The 18,563-nt window shown below is 68.9% G+C and carries 12 protein-coding genes; 5 read left to right on the top strand and 7 right to left on the bottom strand.

Annotation, left to right across the window (positions count from 1 at the left end; all coding sequences use genetic code 11):
- Positions 1-42: 42 nt before the first annotated feature.
- From MK177_02490 to MK177_02475, 4 genes are read left to right on the top strand one after another with little or no spacing between them, the layout of a single operon-like run.
- Positions 43-1,866: a methylmalonyl-CoA mutase family protein gene (locus MK177_02490; GenBank protein MCH2426185.1), complete on the top strand. Its 1,824-nt coding sequence runs from the start codon at positions 43-45 to the stop codon at positions 1,864-1,866.
- On the top strand, positions 1,863-4,031 hold the full coding sequence (gene scpA, locus MK177_02485) for a methylmalonyl-CoA mutase (GenBank protein ID MCH2426184.1): 2,169 nt from the start codon (positions 1,863-1,865) through the stop codon (positions 4,029-4,031). The genes MK177_02490 and scpA overlap by 4 nt, the downstream gene beginning before the upstream one ends.
- Positions 4,032-4,045: 14 nt before the next feature.
- On the top strand, positions 4,046-5,017 hold the full coding sequence (gene meaB, locus MK177_02480; protein MCH2426183.1) for a methylmalonyl Co-A mutase-associated GTPase MeaB: 972 nt from the start codon (positions 4,046-4,048) through the stop codon (positions 5,015-5,017).
- Between the two features lie 3 nt (positions 5,018-5,020).
- Positions 5,021-6,589 carry a PhoX family protein gene (locus MK177_02475; protein ID MCH2426182.1) on the top strand — a complete coding sequence of 523 codons (1,569 nt, stop codon included), beginning with the start codon at positions 5,021-5,023 and terminating at the stop codon, positions 6,587-6,589.
- A 7-nt stretch (positions 6,590-6,596) separates the two neighbouring features.
- On the opposite strand, the gene MK177_02470 is transcribed toward MK177_02475, so the two are convergent.
- Both MK177_02470 and MK177_02465 read right to left on the bottom strand, forming a co-directional pair.
- Positions 6,597-7,673: a ribonucleotide-diphosphate reductase subunit beta gene (locus MK177_02470; GenBank protein ID MCH2426181.1), complete on the bottom strand. Its 1,077-nt coding sequence runs from the start codon at positions 7,671-7,673 to the stop codon at positions 6,597-6,599.
- Positions 7,673-10,084, bottom strand: coding sequence for a ribonucleoside-diphosphate reductase subunit alpha (locus tag MK177_02465; protein MCH2426180.1), 2,412 nt, complete (start codon positions 10,082-10,084; stop codon positions 7,673-7,675). Before MK177_02465 ends, MK177_02470 begins: the two co-directional genes overlap by 1 nt.
- 338 nt (positions 10,085-10,422) lie before the next feature.
- On the opposite strand from MK177_02465, the gene MK177_02460 reads away from it, so the two are divergent.
- Positions 10,423-11,412: an isopenicillin N synthase family oxygenase gene (locus MK177_02460; GenBank protein MCH2426179.1), complete on the top strand. Its 990-nt coding sequence runs from the start codon at positions 10,423-10,425 to the stop codon at positions 11,410-11,412.
- A 76-nt stretch (positions 11,413-11,488) separates the two neighbouring features.
- On the opposite strand, the gene ileS is transcribed toward MK177_02460, so the two are convergent.
- The 5 genes from ileS to MK177_02435 form a co-directional block, all read right to left on the bottom strand.
- Complete coding sequence (ileS, locus tag MK177_02455; protein ID MCH2426178.1) at positions 11,489-14,674, bottom strand: isoleucine--tRNA ligase; 3,186 nt, start codon at positions 14,672-14,674, stop codon at positions 11,489-11,491.
- A 56-nt stretch (positions 14,675-14,730) separates the two neighbouring features.
- Entirely contained in the window at positions 14,731-16,308 is a 1,578-nt protein-coding gene (locus tag MK177_02450; GenBank protein ID MCH2426177.1) for a FadD3 family acyl-CoA ligase, read from the bottom strand.
- Entirely contained in the window at positions 16,305-17,174 is an 870-nt protein-coding gene (locus tag MK177_02445) for a phytanoyl-CoA dioxygenase family protein (GenBank protein MCH2426176.1), read from the bottom strand. The genes MK177_02450 and MK177_02445 overlap by 4 nt, the downstream gene beginning before the upstream one ends.
- 11 nt (positions 17,175-17,185) lie before the next feature.
- Positions 17,186-17,491, bottom strand: coding sequence for a hypothetical protein (locus tag MK177_02440; protein ID MCH2426175.1), 306 nt, complete (start codon positions 17,489-17,491; stop codon positions 17,186-17,188).
- Between the two features lie 107 nt (positions 17,492-17,598).
- Positions 17,599-18,543 carry a TIGR03619 family F420-dependent LLM class oxidoreductase gene (locus tag MK177_02435; protein MCH2426174.1) on the bottom strand — a complete coding sequence of 315 codons (945 nt, stop codon included), beginning with the start codon at positions 18,541-18,543 and terminating at the stop codon, positions 17,599-17,601.
- Positions 18,544-18,563: the final 20 nt, after the last annotated feature.

Genomic DNA, 18,563 nt, shown 5'->3' with positions numbered 1-18,563 from the left:
ATGGCTTCAGGGCCCTGAGGGGCGGTCACCTACCATCGATCCATGACCAGCGAGCGCGTCGATCCCGTGGTGTCGGCAGACGCCTTCGAAGCGATCGACCGCGACGGGTGGCTGCTCCTGGCCGAAGCCGGCCTCAGGGGGCGGTCCGTGGACTCGCTGGCCACCACGACGGCCGACGGGATCCGCATCCCGGTCGTCTACGGACCCGATCGGGCGTCCACCGCGGGTGATCCCGCAGGCCTGCCCGGCGCCGGACCGTTCACCCGGGGGCGTCGATCGTCCGGCCACGTGGTCGACGGTTGGGACGTCCGGGCGCTGGTGGTCGAGGAGGGGGTCGCCGCCACCAACCAGGTGATCCTGGACGAGTTGGAGCGCGGGTCGACCTCGCTGCTGTTGGATCCCGTGGCCATCGGCATCGGATCGGTCGACGACCTGGGTGGCGTGCTGGACGGCGTGTTCCTCGAGATGACGACGGTGGCACTGGTGCCTGGCCCCCGCTCGGTCGATGCCGCCGGGTGGCTGCTCGACCTGTGGGAGGAGCGGGCGGTGCCGGTCGGCGAACGTCGGGGCGACCTGGGCCTCGACCCCCTGGGCGTGGCAGCGCGACACGGCGGACCCACCTTTCTGGATGCCGCCTCCCTGACGGTCGTGGATCGTGCGCTGGGGCTCCCAGGAGTACGTGCCCTGACCATCGACACGACCCCGTACACCGATGCGGGGACCAGCGACGCCCGGGAACTGGCCGCCGGCCTCGCTACCGGCGTCGCCTACCTCAGGGCGTTGACCGGCCATGGCGTGGTGCTCGCCGAGGCACTGCGCTCGTTGACCTTCACGCTCACGGCCGATGCCGACCAGTTCCTGACCATGGCCCGGTTCCGGGCCGCCCGTCGGCTCTGGGCCCGGGTGGCCGAGGCCTCGGGGGCCGACATGGAGGATCGAGCGCCACGCCAACACGCCATGACGTCGGCGGCCATGCTGAGTCGCTGGGATCCGTGGGTGAACATGCTCCGTTCGACGGTCGCTGCGTTCGCCGCCGGGACCGGTGGCGCCGACTCGGTGACGGTCCGTCCGTTCGACAGCGCCCTGGGCAGGCCCGACGAGTTCGGCCGACGTACGGCCCGCAACCTGCAGCTCGTCCTACTCGAGGAGAGCGGCCTGGCGCGGGCGATCGACCCGGCCGGAGGCTCCTGGTACGTCGAGGACCTCACGGAACGACTGGCCGCCGAGGCCTGGGAGCGGTTCCGGGACCTCGAGGCCGATGGCGGGATGGCCGCCGCCCTCACGTCGGGCCGGGTGGCAGCCGATGCCGAGGCCTGCTGGGCCGAGCGGGCCGGTCGCCTGGCCACCCGGCGCGAACCGGTCACCGGGGTCTCCGAATTCCCGGACATCGACGAGGTCCTGCTGGAGCGGCCGCCGGGCCCCACGCCGGCCGCCGGTCCACTGCCACTACGGCGCCGGGCCGAACCGTTCGAGGTGCTGCGCGATGCGACGGCTGCCACTGACCCCGGGCCTACCGTCCTGCTCGTCACCCTCGGACCGGTTGCCGAGCACACGGCCCGGGCCACGTTCGCCAAGAACCTCTTTGAGGTGGCCGGCATCCGGGCCGCGGAGGCCCACGCTCTCAGGGGCTCCATGGGCGCCGGGATCGCCGTGCTGTGCGGCTCCGACGAGCGGTACTCCAGCGAGGCGTCTACCGTCGCCGGCGACCTGAAGGCGGCCGGCGTGCGGCGGGTTTACCTCGCCGGGCAACCCGGCGACGACGAGGAACACCTGCGCTCGTCCGGCATCGATGAGTTCATCCACGTGGACAGCGACGTGATCGAGGTGCTGTCCCGGGCCCTGGACGTCCTAGGGGTTGTCCGATGACCGGGATCCCCGACTTCACCACCGTCGACCTGGGCCCGCCGCCCGGTCCGTCCGACGACCGGGCGGCGTGGGCCGACCGGGTGGCCCACGAGATCGGCTGTACGCCGGATGAACTGGTCAACGAGGCCCCCGAAGGGCTGGCCGTTCCACCGCTAACGAGCGCGGCCGACCTCGAGGGCCTCGACTTCCTGGACACCTGGCCAGGCGCCGCGCCGTACCTGCGGGGCCCGTACCCCACGATGTACGCAAGCCAGCCTTGGACCGTGCGCCAGTACGCCGGGTACTCCACTGCCGAGGAGAGCAACGCCTTCTACAGGCGCAACCTGGCCGCCGGCCAGGAGGGCCTGTCGGTGGCCTTCGACCTGGCCACCCACCGGGGCTACGACAGCGACCATCCGCGGGTCTCCGGCGACGTCGGCATGGCCGGCGTCGCGATCGACTCGATCCTGGACATGCGGATGCTGTTCGACGGCATCCCGCTGGACCGCATGAGCGTCTCGATGACCATGAACGGCGCCGTCCTGCCCATCCTGGCCCTTTACGTCGTGGCGGCCGAGGAGCAGGGGGTCGCTCCGGCGCAACTCTCGGGGACCATCCAGAACGACATCCTCAAGGAGTTCATGGTCCGGAACACCTACATTTATCCGCCGGCCCCGTCCATGCGGATCATCTCGGACATCTTCGCCTTCACGAGCGCCGAGATGCCCCGTTTCAACTCCATCTCGATCTCCGGCTACCACATGCAGGAGGCCGGGGCGACGGCCGACCTGGAGCTGGCCTACACGTTGGCCGACGGGGTCGAGTACGTCCGGGCCGGCGTGGAGGCCGGGTTGGACGTCGACTCGTTCGCCCCGCGACTCAGCTTCTTCTGGGCCATTGGCATGGACTTCTTCATGGAGGTGGCCAAGTTGCGGGCCGCCCGCCTGCTGTGGGCCGACCTCATGAGGCAGTTCTCGCCGGCGGATCCGAAGTCCTCCTCGCTACGTACCCACTCCCAGACGTCGGGCTGGAGCCTGACGGCTCAGGACGTGTACAACAACGTGGTGCGAACCTGTGTGGAGGCCATGGCCGCCACGCAGGGCCACACCCAGTCGCTCCACACCAACGCCCTCGACGAGGCCCTCGCCCTGCCCACCGACTCGTCGGCCCGGATCGCCCGGAACACCCAGTTGTTCCTGCAGCAGGAGAGCGGTACCTGCCGGGTGGTCGACCCCTGGGGCGGCAGCTACCACGTCGAACGACTCACCCACGACCTGGCGACGCGGGCCATGGCGCACCTGGCCGAGGTGGAGGAGATGGGCGGCATGGCGAGGGCCATCGAGGCCGGGATCCCCAAGCTACGGATCGAGGAGGCGGCAGCCAGGACCCAGGCCCGTATCGATGCCGGTCGGCAGTCGGTCATCGGCGTCAACCGGTACCGCCTCGACAGCGAGGACGTGGTCGAGGTGCTGCGTGTGGACAACGCACAGGTGCGGGCCGACCAGGTGGCCCGGCTGGAGCGACTGCGCTCCGAACGGGACGGCGGCGCCTGCGAAGCGTCCCTGGCCGCGCTCACCCGGTGTGCCGCGTCCGGCGATGGCAACCTGCTGGCGCTGGCGATCGATGCCGCCCGGGCCAGGGCCACGGTCGGGGAGATCAGCGACGCCATGGAGAAGGTGTTCGGGCGTCACGTGGCCGAGGTCCGTACGATCTCCGGGGTGTTCAGCAGCGAGATTGGCGACGGCGCGGTGGTTGGGGCGGCGCGTGCCCGGGTGGTCGACTTCGAGGCGGCCAACGGACGACGACCGCGAATCCTGGTGGCCAAGATGGGCCAGGACGGCCACGACCGCGGACAGAAGGTCATAGCAACGGCGTTCGCCGACCTGGGATTCGACGTGGACATCGGCCCCTTGTTCTCCACCCCGGGCGAGGTGGCCCGCCAGGCCGTCGAGAACGACGTCCACGTTGTCGGCGTGAGCTCGCTGGCAGCCGGCCACCTGACCCTGGTCCCGGAACTCCGCGACGAGTTGGCCGCCCAGGGACGTCCCGACATCGCCATCGTGGTCGGTGGCGTGATTCCGCACGGGGACCACGCCACCCTGCTGGAGGCCGGGGCCCTGGTCGTGTTCACTCCGGGGACCGTCGTCTCCGAAGCGGCCGTCGAGCTTCTCGACCGGCTGTCCTGATCGGTACCTCCGGCATGGCCGTACACGAGCTGGTCGACGGGGTCCTGGGCGGTGACCGCGCCGCGGTGGGCCGGGCGGTGACGCTCGTCGAGTCCAACCGGTACGACCACCGGGTCGAGGCCCGCGACCTGCTCGACGCTCTGGCGCCCCACGCCGTGGACGCCCAGCGCGTTGGCGTCACCGGCGTGCCCGGCGTGGGCAAGAGCACGTTCATCGAGGCCCTCGGCTCGTCGCTGACGGCCGTCGGCCACCGGGTGGCGGTCCTGGCGGTGGACCCGACCAGCACGGTGACCGGAGGGAGCATCCTCGGGGACAAGACCCGCATGCCCCGCCTGTCCAATGACCCGTCGGCCTTCGTGCGGCCCTCGCCCAGCGCAGGGACGCTCGGCGGCGTCACCCGCACCACCCGGGAGACGATGGTGGTCCTTGAGGCCGCAGGACACGACGTGGTGCTGGTGGAGACTATGGGGATCGGCCAGTCCGAGACCGTGGTGGCCGCCATGGTCGACTTCTTTCTCGTCCTGATGCTGCCCGGTGCCGGCGACGAGCTGCAGGGCATCAAGAAGGGCGTCCTGGAACTGGCCGACATGATCGCCGTCAACAAGGCCGACGGCGAGAACCTTCCGGCGGCCCGGACGGCGGTCCGTGACTACTCGGCCGCCCTGCGCCTCACCCATCCGGCAAGCCCCACGTGGACTCCGCCGGTGGTGACGTGTTCCGGCCTGACAGGCGATGGCCTCGACGACCTGTGGGGTCGCATCCTCAGCCACCGGTCCGCAATGACGGCCAGCGGGGAGTGGGAGGACCGGCGCCGCGCCCAGCAGCTGGCCTGGATGTGGTCAATGGTCGAGGATCGCCTGCTGGATTCCCTGCGCCGTGATCCCGCCGTGCTGGAGCTCCTCAGGACGGCCGAAGCCGACGTGCTGGAGGGCCGAACCACCCCGGCCGCCGCAGCCGAGCGCCTGCTCGACGCGTTCGGCGGCTGACCGGTGCACCGGCGGGCCTTCCTCCGGAACGGCCTGGCCATGGGCGGCACGGCGGTCGGCTCGACCATCCTGGGTTCGACCATCCCGGGGGTTGTCGGGCTGGCGTCGGCGGCGGTACCGGGTCCGGGACCCTACGGTCCGCTGGATGGCCGGACCACGGACGACAACGGCCTGGTGCTGCCCGAGGGGTTCACCTCGCGCATCGTGGCCGTCGGCGGCGTGCCGGTCGGCGGCACGGGCTACACGTGGCCGCTGTTCCCCGACGGGAAGGGGACGTTTCCGAAGCGGGACGGCGGCTGGATCCTGTCCTGCAATCACGAGGTCTTCGACTTCCAGACTCCGGGCGAATCGGTGGGTGGCGCCTCGTCGATCCGGTTCGACGCGGACGGACGGATCGTCGATGCCGGGCCGATCCTGGTCGGCAGCCACTCCAACAGCCGTGGCGCCACCACCCCGTGGGGAACGTGGCTCTCCTGCCAGGAGGCCTTCGGCGGTGACGGTCTGATCTGGGAGTGCGACCCGACGGGTGGTCGTCCGGCGGTGCCACGCAATGCCCTGGGCGTACGGACCCACGGTTCGGTGGCCGTAGACCCGGCCAGCGGCCGCTGCTACATGACCGAGGCCCACCGTGATGGCCGCCTCTACCGCTTCACCATGCTCGACGAGTCGCTTTCAGGTGCCGCGCTGGCCGACGGGCCTCTGGAGGCGATGGTCGTGGACCCCGACGGTGGTGTCTCGTGGATTCCCGTCCCCGACCCGTCGGGAACAGTGGCCCCCACCCGGGTGCAGGCAGCCGACGGCTTCGTCACTCCCATGGGCGGCGGCGTCTGGGTGCATGACGGCGTCGCGGTCTTCACCACCGGCCTGGACGACCGGGTCCACGCGATCGACCTTGCCGACCAGCACCACTCCGTGGTCTGGGACGGTTCGGGTCACCGCCAGCCGTTGGTCGGCATCGGCGACCTGACCGTCGCTCCCGGGTCGGGCGACGTGTTCGCCGCCGAGGACCGGGGCGACATGGAGCTGGTGCTGATCAGCACCGAGGGTGACGTGGTCCCGTTCTGTCGGATGGTCGGTGACGATCACCGGCTCTCGGCGTTGACCGGCCCGTGCTTCGATCCGTCGGGCACCCGCCTCTACGTGAGCTCGCTGCGGGGTCGTGGCGATGCCCTGGTGCGCGACGTGGTCCCGGCCATCGACTGGGGCGACGGCGCCGAGGGCCGACATGTCGGCGTGACCTACGAGGTATCTGGGGCCTTCCGGCTCGAGTCGGGGGTCGAACTGTCGGCTGGTCCGACCACGACCGGGCCGCCGCCGTCAATGACGGTCGCCTCGAGCAGGACCGACACGACGGCCGTGCCGACTACGCAGCCGGCGGTCACCAGCCCACCGACCTTGCCGCCTACGACCGTGCCGCCGACCACCACGCTGGAGCGGGCGACCGCCGCGGGCGGTCGGGTCGACCGGCGGATCGGCGGGGCGACCCTGGGGTTGGGGGCAGTGGCCGTGCTGGCGCTGGGCGCCAGCGTGGTGGCCGTGCGCCGCCGGGGGTCCGGCGGGCCGGAAGGCTGAGCCGGGCCTAGAAGTCCTCGTCGAAGGCGACCGCGCCCTCGACGCCCGTCTGGTAGGCCGCGACCGTGCGCTCGAAGAAGTTGGTCAGCTCCTGGACGTCCTGGAGTTCCATGAACCCGAACGGGTTCCTGACGTTGTAGACCCGATCCAGGCCCAACTGGGAAAGGCGCTGGTCGGCCACGAACTCCAGGTACTGCCTGGTGTCGGCGGTTGACATTCCCGGCACTCCCTGCCCCAGGAGATCCTCTGCGAACCGGTACTCGCACTCGATGGCCTCGTCGAGCATGGCGTAGATCTGCGTGCCGAGTTCCTCGTCGAACAGCTCGGGCTGCTCGGACCGGACGGTGTTGATCACCTCGAAGGCGAAGTTCATGTGGCAGCTCTCGTCGCGGAACACCCAGTTGGTACCGGCGGCAAGGCCGTTCAGCAGGCCCTTGGAGCGCAGGAAGTACACGTAGGCGAAGGCGGCGAAGAAGAACAGACCCTCGATGCACGTGGCGAAGCAGATCAGGTTCAGGAGGAACGTCCTGCGCTCCTCGTCGGTGTGAAGTTCCTCCAGGTCGTTCACGGACCGCATCCACTTGAAGCAGAACTCGCCCTTCTGGGCGATCGACGGGATGTTGTGGATCGCGGCGAAGGCGGCTTCCCTTTCGGCCATGTCCGGGATGTAGTTGTCGAGGAGCGTCAGGTAGAACTGGACGTGCAGCGCCTCCTCGTAGAGCTGGCGCGACAGGTACATCCGGGCTTCAGGTGCGTTGATGTGCTTGTACAGGTTCAGCACCAGGTTGTTGGACACGATCGAGTCGCCGGTGGCGAAGAAGGCGACCAGGCGGTTGATGAGGTGCTTCTCGGCCGGGAGCAGCTTGCGGTCCAGGTCGATCAGGTCATCCGAGAAGTCGATCTCGTCGACCGTCCAGGTGTTCTTGATGGCGTCCCGGTACATCTCGTAGAACTCCGGGTAGCGCATGGGTCGGAGCGTCAGGTCGAAGCCCGGGTCCAGGATGTTGGCCCGCCGGGTGGTCGGGGCGAGCGTGGGGGTTGCGGCTTCCCCGGGCTCCTCGAAGGGGACCTCTGCGAGGGCCATCAGTTGCACGCCTCACACGACTCGGGGTTCTCGAGCGAACAGGCGACGGTCTCCTCGTCGCTGTACGTCGGCTTCTCCACCACTTCTCCACTGCCGGGTCCATCCACCGGACCGCCGGTGGTGGTCTTGTTGATCCGGGTCGCCGGTCGGGATCGCAGGTAGTACGTGGTCTTCAATCCGGACTTCCATGCGTGCAGGTACATGGAGCTGAGCTTTCCGATGGTCGGGGACTCCATGAACAGGTTCAGCGACTGGCTCTGGTCGATGTAGGCACCGCGTTCGGCGGCCATGTCGATCAGCGATCGCATGGGTACCTCCCATGCGGTGCGGTAGATGTCCAGGAGGTCGTCCGGGATTCCCTCCACGTCCTGGATGGAACCCTCCGACGTCTTGATCCGGTTGGCCATGGCTTCGTTCCAGAGGCCACGGGCCTGGAGCTCGCGCACCAGGTACCTGTTGATCTGCATGAACTCGCCGGACAGCGTCTCGCGCTTGAAGAGGTTCGAGACCTGGGGCTCGATGCACTCGCAACAGCCGGCGATCGACGCGATGGTCGCCGTCGGGGCGATGGCGATGAGCAGGGAGTTGCGCAGGCCGTGCTGGGAGATGCGGTCCCGGAGGGTATCCCAGCGTGCCGGGTCGGTCGGTTCCACCCCCCACAGGTCGAACTGGAGGTCGCCCCCGGCCGCCCTGGTGATGGCGAAGTTGGGGTGGGGGCCAGCCGCCTCCGCCAGATCGGTGGAGGCCCAGAGGGCGTTGAAGTAGATCTCCTCGGAGATCCGCCTGGAGAGTTCCCGTGCCTCGGGGGAGTCGAAGGGAAGCCCCAGCTTGAAGAACACGTCCTGTAGGCCCATGAGGCCCAGGCCCACCGGCCGCCACGCGGAGTTCGAGGTATGGGCCTCGGGCGTCGGGTAGTAGTTGATGTCGACCACGCGGTCCAAGAAGGGCACGGCCAGGCGGACCACCTCGGCCAGCCGCTCGAAGTCGAAGGCGCTGTCGACGACGAGGGAACTCAGGTTCACCGAGCCGAGGTTGCAGACGGCGGTCTCCGACTGATCGGTGACCTCCAGGATCTCGGTGCAGAGGTTCGAGAGGTGCACCACCCGGCCGTCGGTGCCTGTCTGGTTGCACTTGGTGTTGGAGGCGTCCTTGAACGTCATCCAGCCGTTGCCCGTCTGGGCCAGTGAGCGCATCATCCGGCTGTAGAGCTCCCGCGCCGAGACCTGCCGCTCGTAGATGCCCTCCTCCTCGGCCCTCTGGTAGGCGGACTCGAACTCGGAGCCGTACAGGTCGGTGAGGTGGGGAACCTTGTGGGGGTCGAACAGCGACCACTGCCAGTCCTTCTCGACCCGTTCCATGAAGAGGTCCGGAATCCAGTTGGCCAGGTTCAGGTTGTGGGTCCGGCGGATCGGGTCGCCGGTGTTCTCGCGGAGCTCCAGGAAGTTCTCGATGTCGGCGTGCCACGTCTCGAGGTAGACGCAGGCCGCCCCCTTCCGACGGCCTCCCTGGTTGACTGCGGCGACCGAGCTGTCGAGGGTCTTGAGCCATGGGACGATGCCGTTGGACAGGCCGTTGGTGCCCCGGATGAGCGAGCCCTTGGACCGGATGCGGTGCCAGGCCACGCCGATGCCCCCGGCGAACTTCGAGAGCTGGGCGATGTCGGTGTAGCGCCTGTAGATGCCCTCGAGGCTGTCCTCCGGGGAGTCCAGCAGGTAGCAGCTGGACATCTGCGGGTGGACGGTGCCCGAGTTGAACAGCGTCGGGCTGGACGGCAGGTACTGCAGGGAGGAGATGAGTCGGTAGAAGTTGATGGCCTCGTCCGGGCAGGTCGAGAGGCCACAGGCCACCCGGAGGAAGAAGTACTGGGGGGTCTCGACGACCCTGCGGTTCTCGGGGTGCCGCAGCAGGTACCTGTCGTAGACGGTACGGAGGCCGAAGAACTCGAAGAGGTGGTCCCGGTCGCCCTCGACGGTGTCGTTGAGCTTGCGGGCGTTGGTCGCCACGAACTCGGCCACCTCGGCTCCGATGACGCCCTGCTCGAGGCCCATGCTGACCGACTGCGAGAACGAGTGGATGTCCTGGTTGCGGACCTCCTTGTCGATCACTGTGGCCAGTAGGCGTGCGGCCAGGCGTGAGTAGTTGGGCTCCTCCACGATGAGGGCGGCCGACGTGCGGATCGACAGCTCGTCGAGCTCCTCGGTGGTGGCGCCGTCGCACAGGCCCGAGATCGTGCGGGTGGCGACGCGCATGGGGTCGACACCGTGAAGGTTGACGGCGCAGCGTTCCACGGCCTTGACGATCTTGTTGACGTCGACCGGTTCCAGGTCACCATTGCGCTTGCGCACCCTCATGGGTGTCGCACCGGTCGGTTCGGTGTCGACGCCGCCGATGCGGTCCTCGGTGAGTGCCATCTTCCTGTTCCCTCTTTCCCCCGGGTTCCCGCCGGCGTACCCCCGGAGGCCCTGGTACCCGAGCCTCCGATCCAACCCGGGCCACCGTGTTCCTCCGTCCGGTCACCTCTCGGTGGATCGGCCGGAGCGCGCGTCCCGGGTTCTGAATTGCACGCATGTAATTACAAGCGTGTCAAGAGAATCGATGTCGGGATCCGGAATTTCTCAGTGGGCGCGCGTGGCGTGGTTGGCCCCACCCCGAAACGGCCACGATTCGCGCTCCGGGTGGTCGGCCACGTGACGGATCCGGGGCCCGCGATCAGGTAGTCGGTGGGCGCCGTCGGCCTAACGTGTCGGCCGTGACCGATTCCCGCCGATCCCACACGTCGCCGATCCTGGACGTCGACCTCCCGGCGTTCGAATCCGGCGATGCGGCCACCCGGCGCGCCGTCGTCGACGGCACCATGCGCAGCCTCGCCACCGGCTTCGTGTACGTACGCCACGACCTGTCCGAGGACCTGCTCGACGACGCATACGGACGCCTCTCGGACTTCTTCGCCCTCCCGCAGGAACGCAAGGACCGCTACACCGTGGAAGGGGCCAATGGACAGACCGGGTACACGGGCCTGCTGGTCGAGACCGCAGCGGCCTCCGACGTCCCGGACTGGAAGGAGATGCTCAACTGGAGCGCTCCGGTGCCGATCGGCCATCCACTCCGCCGGCGCTTCCCCCACCGGTACGGCGATCCCACGCTGCCCGACGAGGACCTCCCGGGCACGACGGAGGTGCTGATGGAGTTCCACAGGGTCACCCTGGAACTGCAGCGCAGGGTGCTTCGGATCCTGGCGGTCGGCCTGGGGGTCGACGAGGGGTTCTTCGATGCCATGCTGCGAGACGGGGCGGCCCTCACCCGGGCCCTCCACTACCCGTCGATGGACCTGGCACCCGGCGACGAGCACGTCTGGGCCGCCGAGCACGGAGACATCAACCTCATCACCGCCCTTCCCCGGGCCACCGCCTCGGGCCTCCAGGTCAGTACCGACGAGGGGTGGATCGCCGCCGCCCCGCCCGATGGACATGTCATCGTCAACACCGGGATCATGCTCGACCACCTCACCAACGGCCTGATCTCCCCGGGCATACACCGGGTGGTCTCCGACGCTCCGGGCGAGCGCCACTCGGTGGTCCAGTTCTGCCACCCGACGCCGTGGACGATGCTGGCCCCGATATCGACCTGCGTTACGTCGGAGAACCCTCTGCGCTACCCGACCATCTCGGCATCGGACCGCCTGGAGCAGGTGATCTGGGAGATCAACCTGGTGGAGGCGGGTCGGCGGCTGGACGACTGAAGGGATAGCGGCCCTGCCCCATTCGGGGCCGGTTGACCGATCCTCCGTGCCGGGGCTGGTGGCTCGTTCCCCCTGGTCAGGTTGTGCTCAACCGGAAGCGGAGCGTGGCTCCTTCCACGGTGGCCACGATGGCTCCGTCCGAGTCGGCGTCCACCGGACCGTAGGCCAACTCGGTTGCCAACACCTGGCCGGCCACGTGGTCCTCATGGGCACGGACGGCATCCAGGACGGCGTCGTCGCCGTCCAGCACCAGCCTGATCCGGTCGGTTACCACCAGCTCCGCGTCCCGTCGGGCCTGCTGGACCTGGCGGACCACGTCGCGGGCCAGGCCCTCCTGGGCCAGGTCATCGGTGACCTCGGTGTCGAGCACCACGACCGCGTCGCCGCTGCTCAGCGCGGCGGCGGTCACGCCTTCGGGTGACTCGACGCCCAGGGCGAACTCGTCGGGCTGGAGCAGGTGTCCGGCCACGGTCGCAGTGCCGTCATCGTGGAGGTCGTACCGGCCGGAGCGTGCCGCAGCGAAGACTGCCTGTACCTCACCACCCAGACGGGGTCCCAACGCCCGCCCGTCGGGTCGGAGCACGAAGCGGGCGTGGCCCCCCAGGTCATCGGTCAACTCCACGGACTTCACGTTGACCTCGTCGACCAGCAGGACGACGAGGTCGGCCAGGGCCTCGCAGTCGGTACCCGCCACGGTCAGCGACGACAGCGGCAGGCGGACCCGAAGCCCGTGTTCCTCCCTGAGTCGCAGGGTGGTCGACGCCACGTCGCGCAGGCGGTCCATGTGAGCGACCAGGGTCGGGTCGGAGGGGAGGTCGTCGGGTTCGGGCCAGTCGGCCAGGTGCACGCTGGCACCACCGGTCAGGGCGGTGTGGATCTCCTCCATCACCATTGGGAGGAACGGCGCGGCCACCCGGGAGAAGGTCACCAGGACCGTGTAGAGGGTGTCGTAGGCATCGCGCTTGTCGGCGTCGTCGGCGGCTGCCGACTTTGCCCAGAACCGGTCCCTGCTGCGGCGGATGTACCAGTTGTTGAGCGCGTCGATGAACCCCTGGATCTCATGGGTGGCGCCCGGCAGGTCGTAGGCGTCCATCCGTTCGGCCACCGCCTCCACCAGCGTGCGGACCTTGGCGAGCAGGTAACGGTCCAGCAGCCGGGTGGAGTCGGTTCGCATCGTGGCCCTGTGCCCGTCGACGTTGGCGTACAGGGTGAAGAAGCCGTAGGCGTTCCAGACGGGCAGCAGCACCTGGCGCACCACGTCGTCGATGCCGGCATCGGAGATCCGCAGGTCGCCACCCCGGAGGATGGTCGACGACATCAGGTACCAACGCAGGGCGTCGGACCCCTGGTGGTCGAAGATGACCGACGGCTCGGTGTAGTTGCGCAACTTCTTCGACAGCTTGGTGCCGTCCTCGGCAAGCAGGATTCCGTGGCATATGACGTTCTCGAAGGCCGGCCGGTCGAACAGGGCGGCGGCAAGGACGTGCAACGTGTAGAACCAGCCGCGGGTCTGGTTTATGTACTCGACGATGAAGTCGGCCGGGAAGTGCTCGTCGAACCACTCACCGTTCTCGAACGGGTAGTGCACCTGCGCGAACGGCATCGAGCCCGACTCGAACCAGCAGTCCAGGACCTCCGGTACCCGGCGCATCGTCGACGCACCGGTCGGGTCGTCGGGGTTGGGCCGGGTCAGGTGGTCGATGAACGGCCGGTGGAGGTCGTCGGGCCGGACGCCGAAGTCCCGCTGGATCTCGTCGAGGCTGCCGTAGACGTCGATCCGCGGGTATGCCGGGTCATCGCTGCGCCAGACCGGGATGGGTGAGCCCCAGAAGCGGTTGCGGCTGATCGACCAGTCACGGGCGCCCTCCAGCCACATGCCGAAGCGGCCGTCCTTCACGTGGTCGGGGACCCAGTTGATCTGCTGGTTGGTGGCCAGGAGTCGGTCCCGGATGTCGGTGACCTTCACGAACCAGGACGAGATTGCCTTGTAGATGATTGGCGTGTCGGTCCGCCAGCAGTGCGGGTAGTTGTGCTCGTAGGTGTCGTGGCGGACGACCTTGCCGGCCTCCTTGAGGTCGCGGATGATCTCAGGGTTGGCGTCGAAGACGTTCAGGCCGGCCCACCGCCCGACCTCGTCGGTGAACCGTCCCTGGTCGTCAACCGGGACCACCCGTCCGATTGGGATGCCGGCGGCCTCGCAGACGACCTGGTCGTCCTCGCCGAAACCGGGAGCCATGTGGACGACGCCGGTGCCGTCCGAGGCATCCACGAAGTCGGCCCCCAGGATCCGGAAGGCGTCTGTCCTCTCGGCGAAGAAGTCGAACATCGGGGTGAAGGTTCGGCCCACCAGGTCGCGTCCGGCGAGCGTGCCTATCTCGGTGGTGTCCTCCAACTGGGCGGCGTAGCGGTCAACGGCGTCGGCACCCAGCACGAACACCGTGCCGTCGGCGGCCTGGTGCAGCGAGTAGGTGACGTCGGGCCCGACGGCAAGGGCGAGGTTCGATGGCAGGGTCCATGGAGTGGTCGTCCACGCCATGATCCGCATGGGTCCCGGGTCGCCGTCGGCCGGTGTCAGGTCGAAGGTCACCGTGATCGCAGGGTCCTGGCGGGGACGGGTGGCATCGTCGAGGCGGATCTCGAAGTTGGACAGCGGGGTCTCGGCTCCCCAGGAGTACGGCATTACCCGGTACGCCTCGTAGACGAGGCCCTTGTCCCAGAGTTGCTTGAACGCCCACATGACCGACTCCATGTAGGAGAGGTCCATGGTCTTGTAGTCGTCCTCGAAGTCGACCCACCGGGCCTGCCGGGTGACCGTCTTCTCCCACTCTCCGGTGTAGCGGAGCACCGACTCCCGGCACTGGTCGTTGAAGCGGCCGATGCCGTAGTCGATGATGTCGGCCCGTCCGGAGACCGGGAGTTCCTTCGCGGCCTCCATCTCGGCGGGCAGCCCGTGGCAGTCCCAGCCGAACCGTCGGTCCACCCGTTGGCCGCGCATCGTCCGGTAGCGGGGGACCACGTCCTTCACGTAGCCGGTGAGCAGGTGGCCGTGGTGGGGCAGGCCGTTGGCGAATGGTGGGCCGTCGAAGAAGACGAACTCGTCGTCGACCGGGCGGGCCTCGATGGAGGTGCGGAACGTGCCCTCGGACTCCCAGCGGGCCAGAACCCGTTCCTCGATGGCCGCGAAGTCGGCCCGACCCACCTCGGGATACGGGGCGGCCGGCAGGTCGGGGGCGTCTGGGGAGGGGGGGTGCTCGTCGCTCATGGCCGGGAGCAGGCTACCGGCGTCCCCCGGGGGGCCGTAGGGAGGGTCCCGGCGGTTCAGTCGATCGCCGCGCCCCGTTCCCTGAGCTCGAACTTGAGGACCTTGCCGCTGGCGTTCACGGGCAGGGCATCGACCACCTCGACATGGCGTGGGGCCTTGTAGTTGGCCATCTCGGCCTTGCACCAGGCGAGGATGCCCGCCGGATCCGGTGAGGTTCCGACGGCCGCCACCACGAAGGCCATGCCCACCTCTCCCAGCCGCTCGTCCGGCACTCCGACTACCGCCACCTGTCCGATGTCGGGGTGGGCTCCCATGACCTGCTCTACCTCCGCCGGGTACACGTTGAAGCCGCCGTTGATGAACATGTCCTTCACACGGTCGGTGATGTCCAGGTAGCCGGCGGCGTCCATGACCCCGATGTCGCCGGTGTGCAGCCAGCCGTCGGGGTCGATGGCCTCATCCGTCTGCCCGGGATCGTCCAGGTAGCCGACCATCACGTTGTAGCCACGGATCACCACCTCACCCGGTTGGCCGGCTGGGCACTCCGTGCCGTCCGGGTCCACGACCCGTACCTCGACGTCGTCGATGGCCCGTCCCGAGGTCCCGGCGATGAGGGCCGGGTCGTCGTCGTGGCGGCACATGGTGGCGATCCCCGAGGCCTCGGTGAGCCCGTAGCCGGTGACCACCTTCTCGAAGCCGAGACGGTCGCGCATGTCGTGGATCATCTGCACCGGTATCGCTGCCGCGCCGGTCACCGCCAGCCGCAGCGAGGACAGGTCGAACCCGTCCAGGTCGGGGTGGTTCAGGATGGTCTGGTAGATGGCTGGAGGGCCGGGGAACATGGTGATGTGCTCCTCGCCGATGCGCCTCATTACCGCCGGTACGTCGAAGACCGGGTGGGGGACGAGCGTTACGCCCCTCATCAGGCAGGCGAGGATGCCGGAGTTCAGGCCGAATGCGTGGAAGAACGGGTTGACGACCAGGTAGCGGTCGCCGGCCCGGAGCCCGACCACGTCGCTCCACGACTCGAAGGCCCGGCAGATCGCCGAGTGGCGGAGCATGGCGCCCTTCGGAGATCCGGTGGTGCCCGACGTGAACATGAGATGGCAGAGGTCGTCGCCGTCGACGCCCGCCGATCGGGCGGCCCGGTCCGCGTCGTCGACACCGTCTCCGGCGGCCATGAACTCCTGCCAGGAGGTGCAGCCTTCGGGGACGGTGCCCCGTAGCACGACCACCTCGTCCAACCCGGTGCCCTGGTCGGAGTCGCGCAGCAGGGCGACGTAGTTGGTGTCCAGGAAGTCGGTGACTGTGAAGAGGATCCGGGCCGACGTGCGGTCCAGGAGGTGCCCGGCCTCACGGCCCTTGAAGCGGGTGTTGATCGGGACGAGGACCGCGCCAACACAGTGGGCGCCGATCGCCGCCACCGCCCACTCAGCCACGTTGGGGGCCCACACGGCTATGCGGTCGCCGGGGCCTATTCCCCGGGCCATCAGGGCCCGGGCGGCGGCGTGTATCCGGTCCCGGTACTCGGCGAACGTCCACCGCCTGTCGCCGTCGACGAAGGCCTCGAGGTCGCCGAAGCGTTCGGCGGCGTCGTCGACCAGCCGCGGGATCGTGGACCAGGACGCACTCATCGGCCGGACCCTACGGGCCGGCTCCAGACCTGTGGACACCCGGGGTGGTCGACGACCGGGTCACCGGATCGGATGTGGGCGTGATGGGGTTTGGAGGGCGCTCCGGGTCGGATCTCGTAGCGGACGCCGTCGCCGCAGTAGCGCACCGAGACGGCACGCCGGCGCGTGGTGGCCGACCGGTTCGGACCGGAGCCGTGGAGGGTGGCGGCATGGTGGACGATCACGTCGCCCGGCTCGGCGGGAATGCACGCAACACGGTCGTCGTCGGGCTGGATGGTCGGGACGGCTTCGCCTTCGGTGTCCGGGAGTGGATCACGGGTCACGAACCAGTTGGGCCGGTACACGGTCCCCGAGCGGTGCGAACCACGTACGTAGACCATGGCGCCGCTATCGACGGATACCGGATCGAGGGGAACCCAGCAGGTGCAGATGCGTTCGCCGGACAGGTGGAAGTAGCCCAGGTCCTGGTGCAGGACCGTCGCCTCGACGGTTCCCGGCTCCTTGACCAGCACCGAGTCCTCGTAGAGGTGGATCCGGTCGGCGCACATGAGGGCGCCGGCGATGGCAGGTAGCGGCGAGGTGGTGGCGAAGGAGGCGAAGGCGCTGTCGTGTAGCCAGTGGTCGACTCCGGAGAGGAAGCGGCCGCCTTCCTCTGCCTTGTCACCTGCTCCGCCCAGCCCGGCCCTGAGCGCCGTCATGTCGGCGGTGATGGACGGATCGGCGATCGTCTCGTCGACAGGTCCGGTCAGGTGTTTCAGCCAGGCGGTGGGGAGGATTCCAGGGAGGTGGACGACGCCGTCGGCGACGAACCTGGCGAGCTCGTCATCGGTGACTGGCCTGAGGGGCTCGGTCGACAGCGCCGACATGGTCCGGGGTCCTATTCCTCCTCGTCGGCCAGGGCTTCTTCGTCTGGCGTGTCGGCTGCTTCTTCGGCCGGGGCCTCGTCGGGGAGTTCCTCTCCATCGCGCAGCCGCTGCCAGGTGTCGAACGCCGTACGCCATTCGGCCTCGGCGGCGGCCACGGCCTCGGCACCGTGGGCCTCCTTGAGAGCGGCAGCGGCTTCGTCCTTGGCCTTGACGGCCTTCGTCAGGCGGCGCTCGGCGGCCTTGGCTGCTTCGGCAGCCTCGGAGCGGCGATTGAAGAGGAGAAGGGCCTTCTGGGTGTCGTCGTCGATCTTGACCATGGCCCCATGATCGCCGGTCAGCGGCCGACTCGCACCCTCCCGGCCGTGATCTCTCTGTTCCGGTCAGGAGAGCGGCCTGTTCGTTCCTGTCGTAGAAGTGGCTCCGGTCAGAGAAGTGGCCGGACCTGCTCGCCGAACGCGGCCAGCTGGTCTAGGTATTCCTCGATGGTGCGAGCCCGGAACTTCAGGTGGAAGGTGTTGGCGCCGACGTCGCGGTCGGCTCGCAGTTCTTCGGCGATCCTCTCCGGTGGGCCGGTCAGCCAGGCGGGGGGAAGGCCATCGGGCGGTTCACCGATGTAGGCCCAGCCAGGCATGATCCCGATGTCGAACCCGGTACCGCCCCGTCCTGCCTCGTCGGCTGATCGGAGGATGGCGTCGATGATCTCCGGGTACTGATCCCGTTGTGCCCCCATCGGTATGTAGCCGTCGCCCCTCTGGCCGGTCCGTCGCCACGCCGCCGCGCCCGAGCCACCGACCCAGATCGGGAGGTCCCGTGACGTCGGACCGGGGGAGATGCCGACGTCGGCGTACGAGTAGGCCTCGCCGTCGTGGCTGACGTACGTGTCCGCATACGCGCCACGTACGGCATCGATGCACTCGTCGAGGAGTCGACCCCTGCGGTGGTAGTCCACGCCGAGCGCCGCGAACTCGGCCTCGACGTGTCCGGCGCCGACGCCGAGGATGAGCCGATCTCCGGTCAGGTGGGCGAGGGTTCCGAACGAGCTGGCCGTGAGGAGGGGATGGCGGTAGGCGGCGATCCACACCACGGAGAGGAGGCGGATCGACTCGGTCTGACCGCCCAGCCACGCCAGCGTCGCCACTGGGTCGTACCAGGTGGTCCGCATGTGGGCGGCGTAGTCGTTGTCGGGGATCGCCACGTGGTCGCAGACACCTATGAAGTCAAGGCCGGCCGCCTCGGCCGCCCGGGCGACAGTGACCAGGTCGCCGGCGGTGGCGTCGTCCTCCCAGGGGTCGACGAGGGTGCGCGTCAGAGTCTGGATGGGGAGTTGGATGCCGTAGAGTGCCCCACCCTCGGGGACCAGGTTGGCCATCGGAAACCTCCGGGTTCATG

This window comes from Acidimicrobiales bacterium (genome assembly GCA_022452145.1).
Lineage (GTDB): Bacteria > Actinomycetota > Acidimicrobiia > Acidimicrobiales > MedAcidi-G1 > UBA9410.
The sequence above is the reverse complement of the archived record's forward strand: the minus strand, read 5'-3'. Positions and strand labels throughout refer to the sequence as shown.

What these genes read in the sequence shown, in the direction of transcription:
- MK177_02440 (MCH2426175.1), bottom strand. Translation starts at nt 17,491, where the DNA reads ATGGTCAAGATCGACGACGACACCCAGAAGGCCCTTCTCCTCTTCAAT.
- MK177_02435 (MCH2426174.1), bottom strand. Translation starts at nt 18,543, where the DNA reads ATGGCCAACCTGGTCCCCGAGGGTGGGGCACTCTACGGCATCCAACTC.
- MK177_02490 (MCH2426185.1), top strand. Translation starts at nt 43, where the DNA reads ATGACCAGCGAGCGCGTCGATCCCGTGGTGTCGGCAGACGCCTTCGAA.
- ileS (MCH2426178.1), bottom strand. Translation starts at nt 14,674, where the DNA reads ATGAGCGACGAGCACCCCCCCTCCCCAGACGCCCCCGACCTGCCGGCC.
- MK177_02465 (MCH2426180.1), bottom strand. Translation starts at nt 10,084, where the DNA reads ATGGCACTCACCGAGGACCGCATCGGCGGCGTCGACACCGAACCGACC.
- MK177_02450 (MCH2426177.1), bottom strand. Translation starts at nt 16,308, where the DNA reads ATGAGTGCGTCCTGGTCCACGATCCCGCGGCTGGTCGACGACGCCGCC.
- MK177_02470 (MCH2426181.1), bottom strand. Translation starts at nt 7,673, where the DNA reads ATGGCCCTCGCAGAGGTCCCCTTCGAGGAGCCCGGGGAAGCCGCAACC.
- meaB (MCH2426183.1), top strand. Translation starts at nt 4,046, where the DNA reads ATGGCCGTACACGAGCTGGTCGACGGGGTCCTGGGCGGTGACCGCGCC.
- MK177_02445 (MCH2426176.1), bottom strand. Translation starts at nt 17,174, where the DNA reads ATGTCGGCGCTGTCGACCGAGCCCCTCAGGCCAGTCACCGATGACGAG.
- scpA (MCH2426184.1), top strand. Translation starts at nt 1,863, where the DNA reads ATGACCGGGATCCCCGACTTCACCACCGTCGACCTGGGCCCGCCGCCC.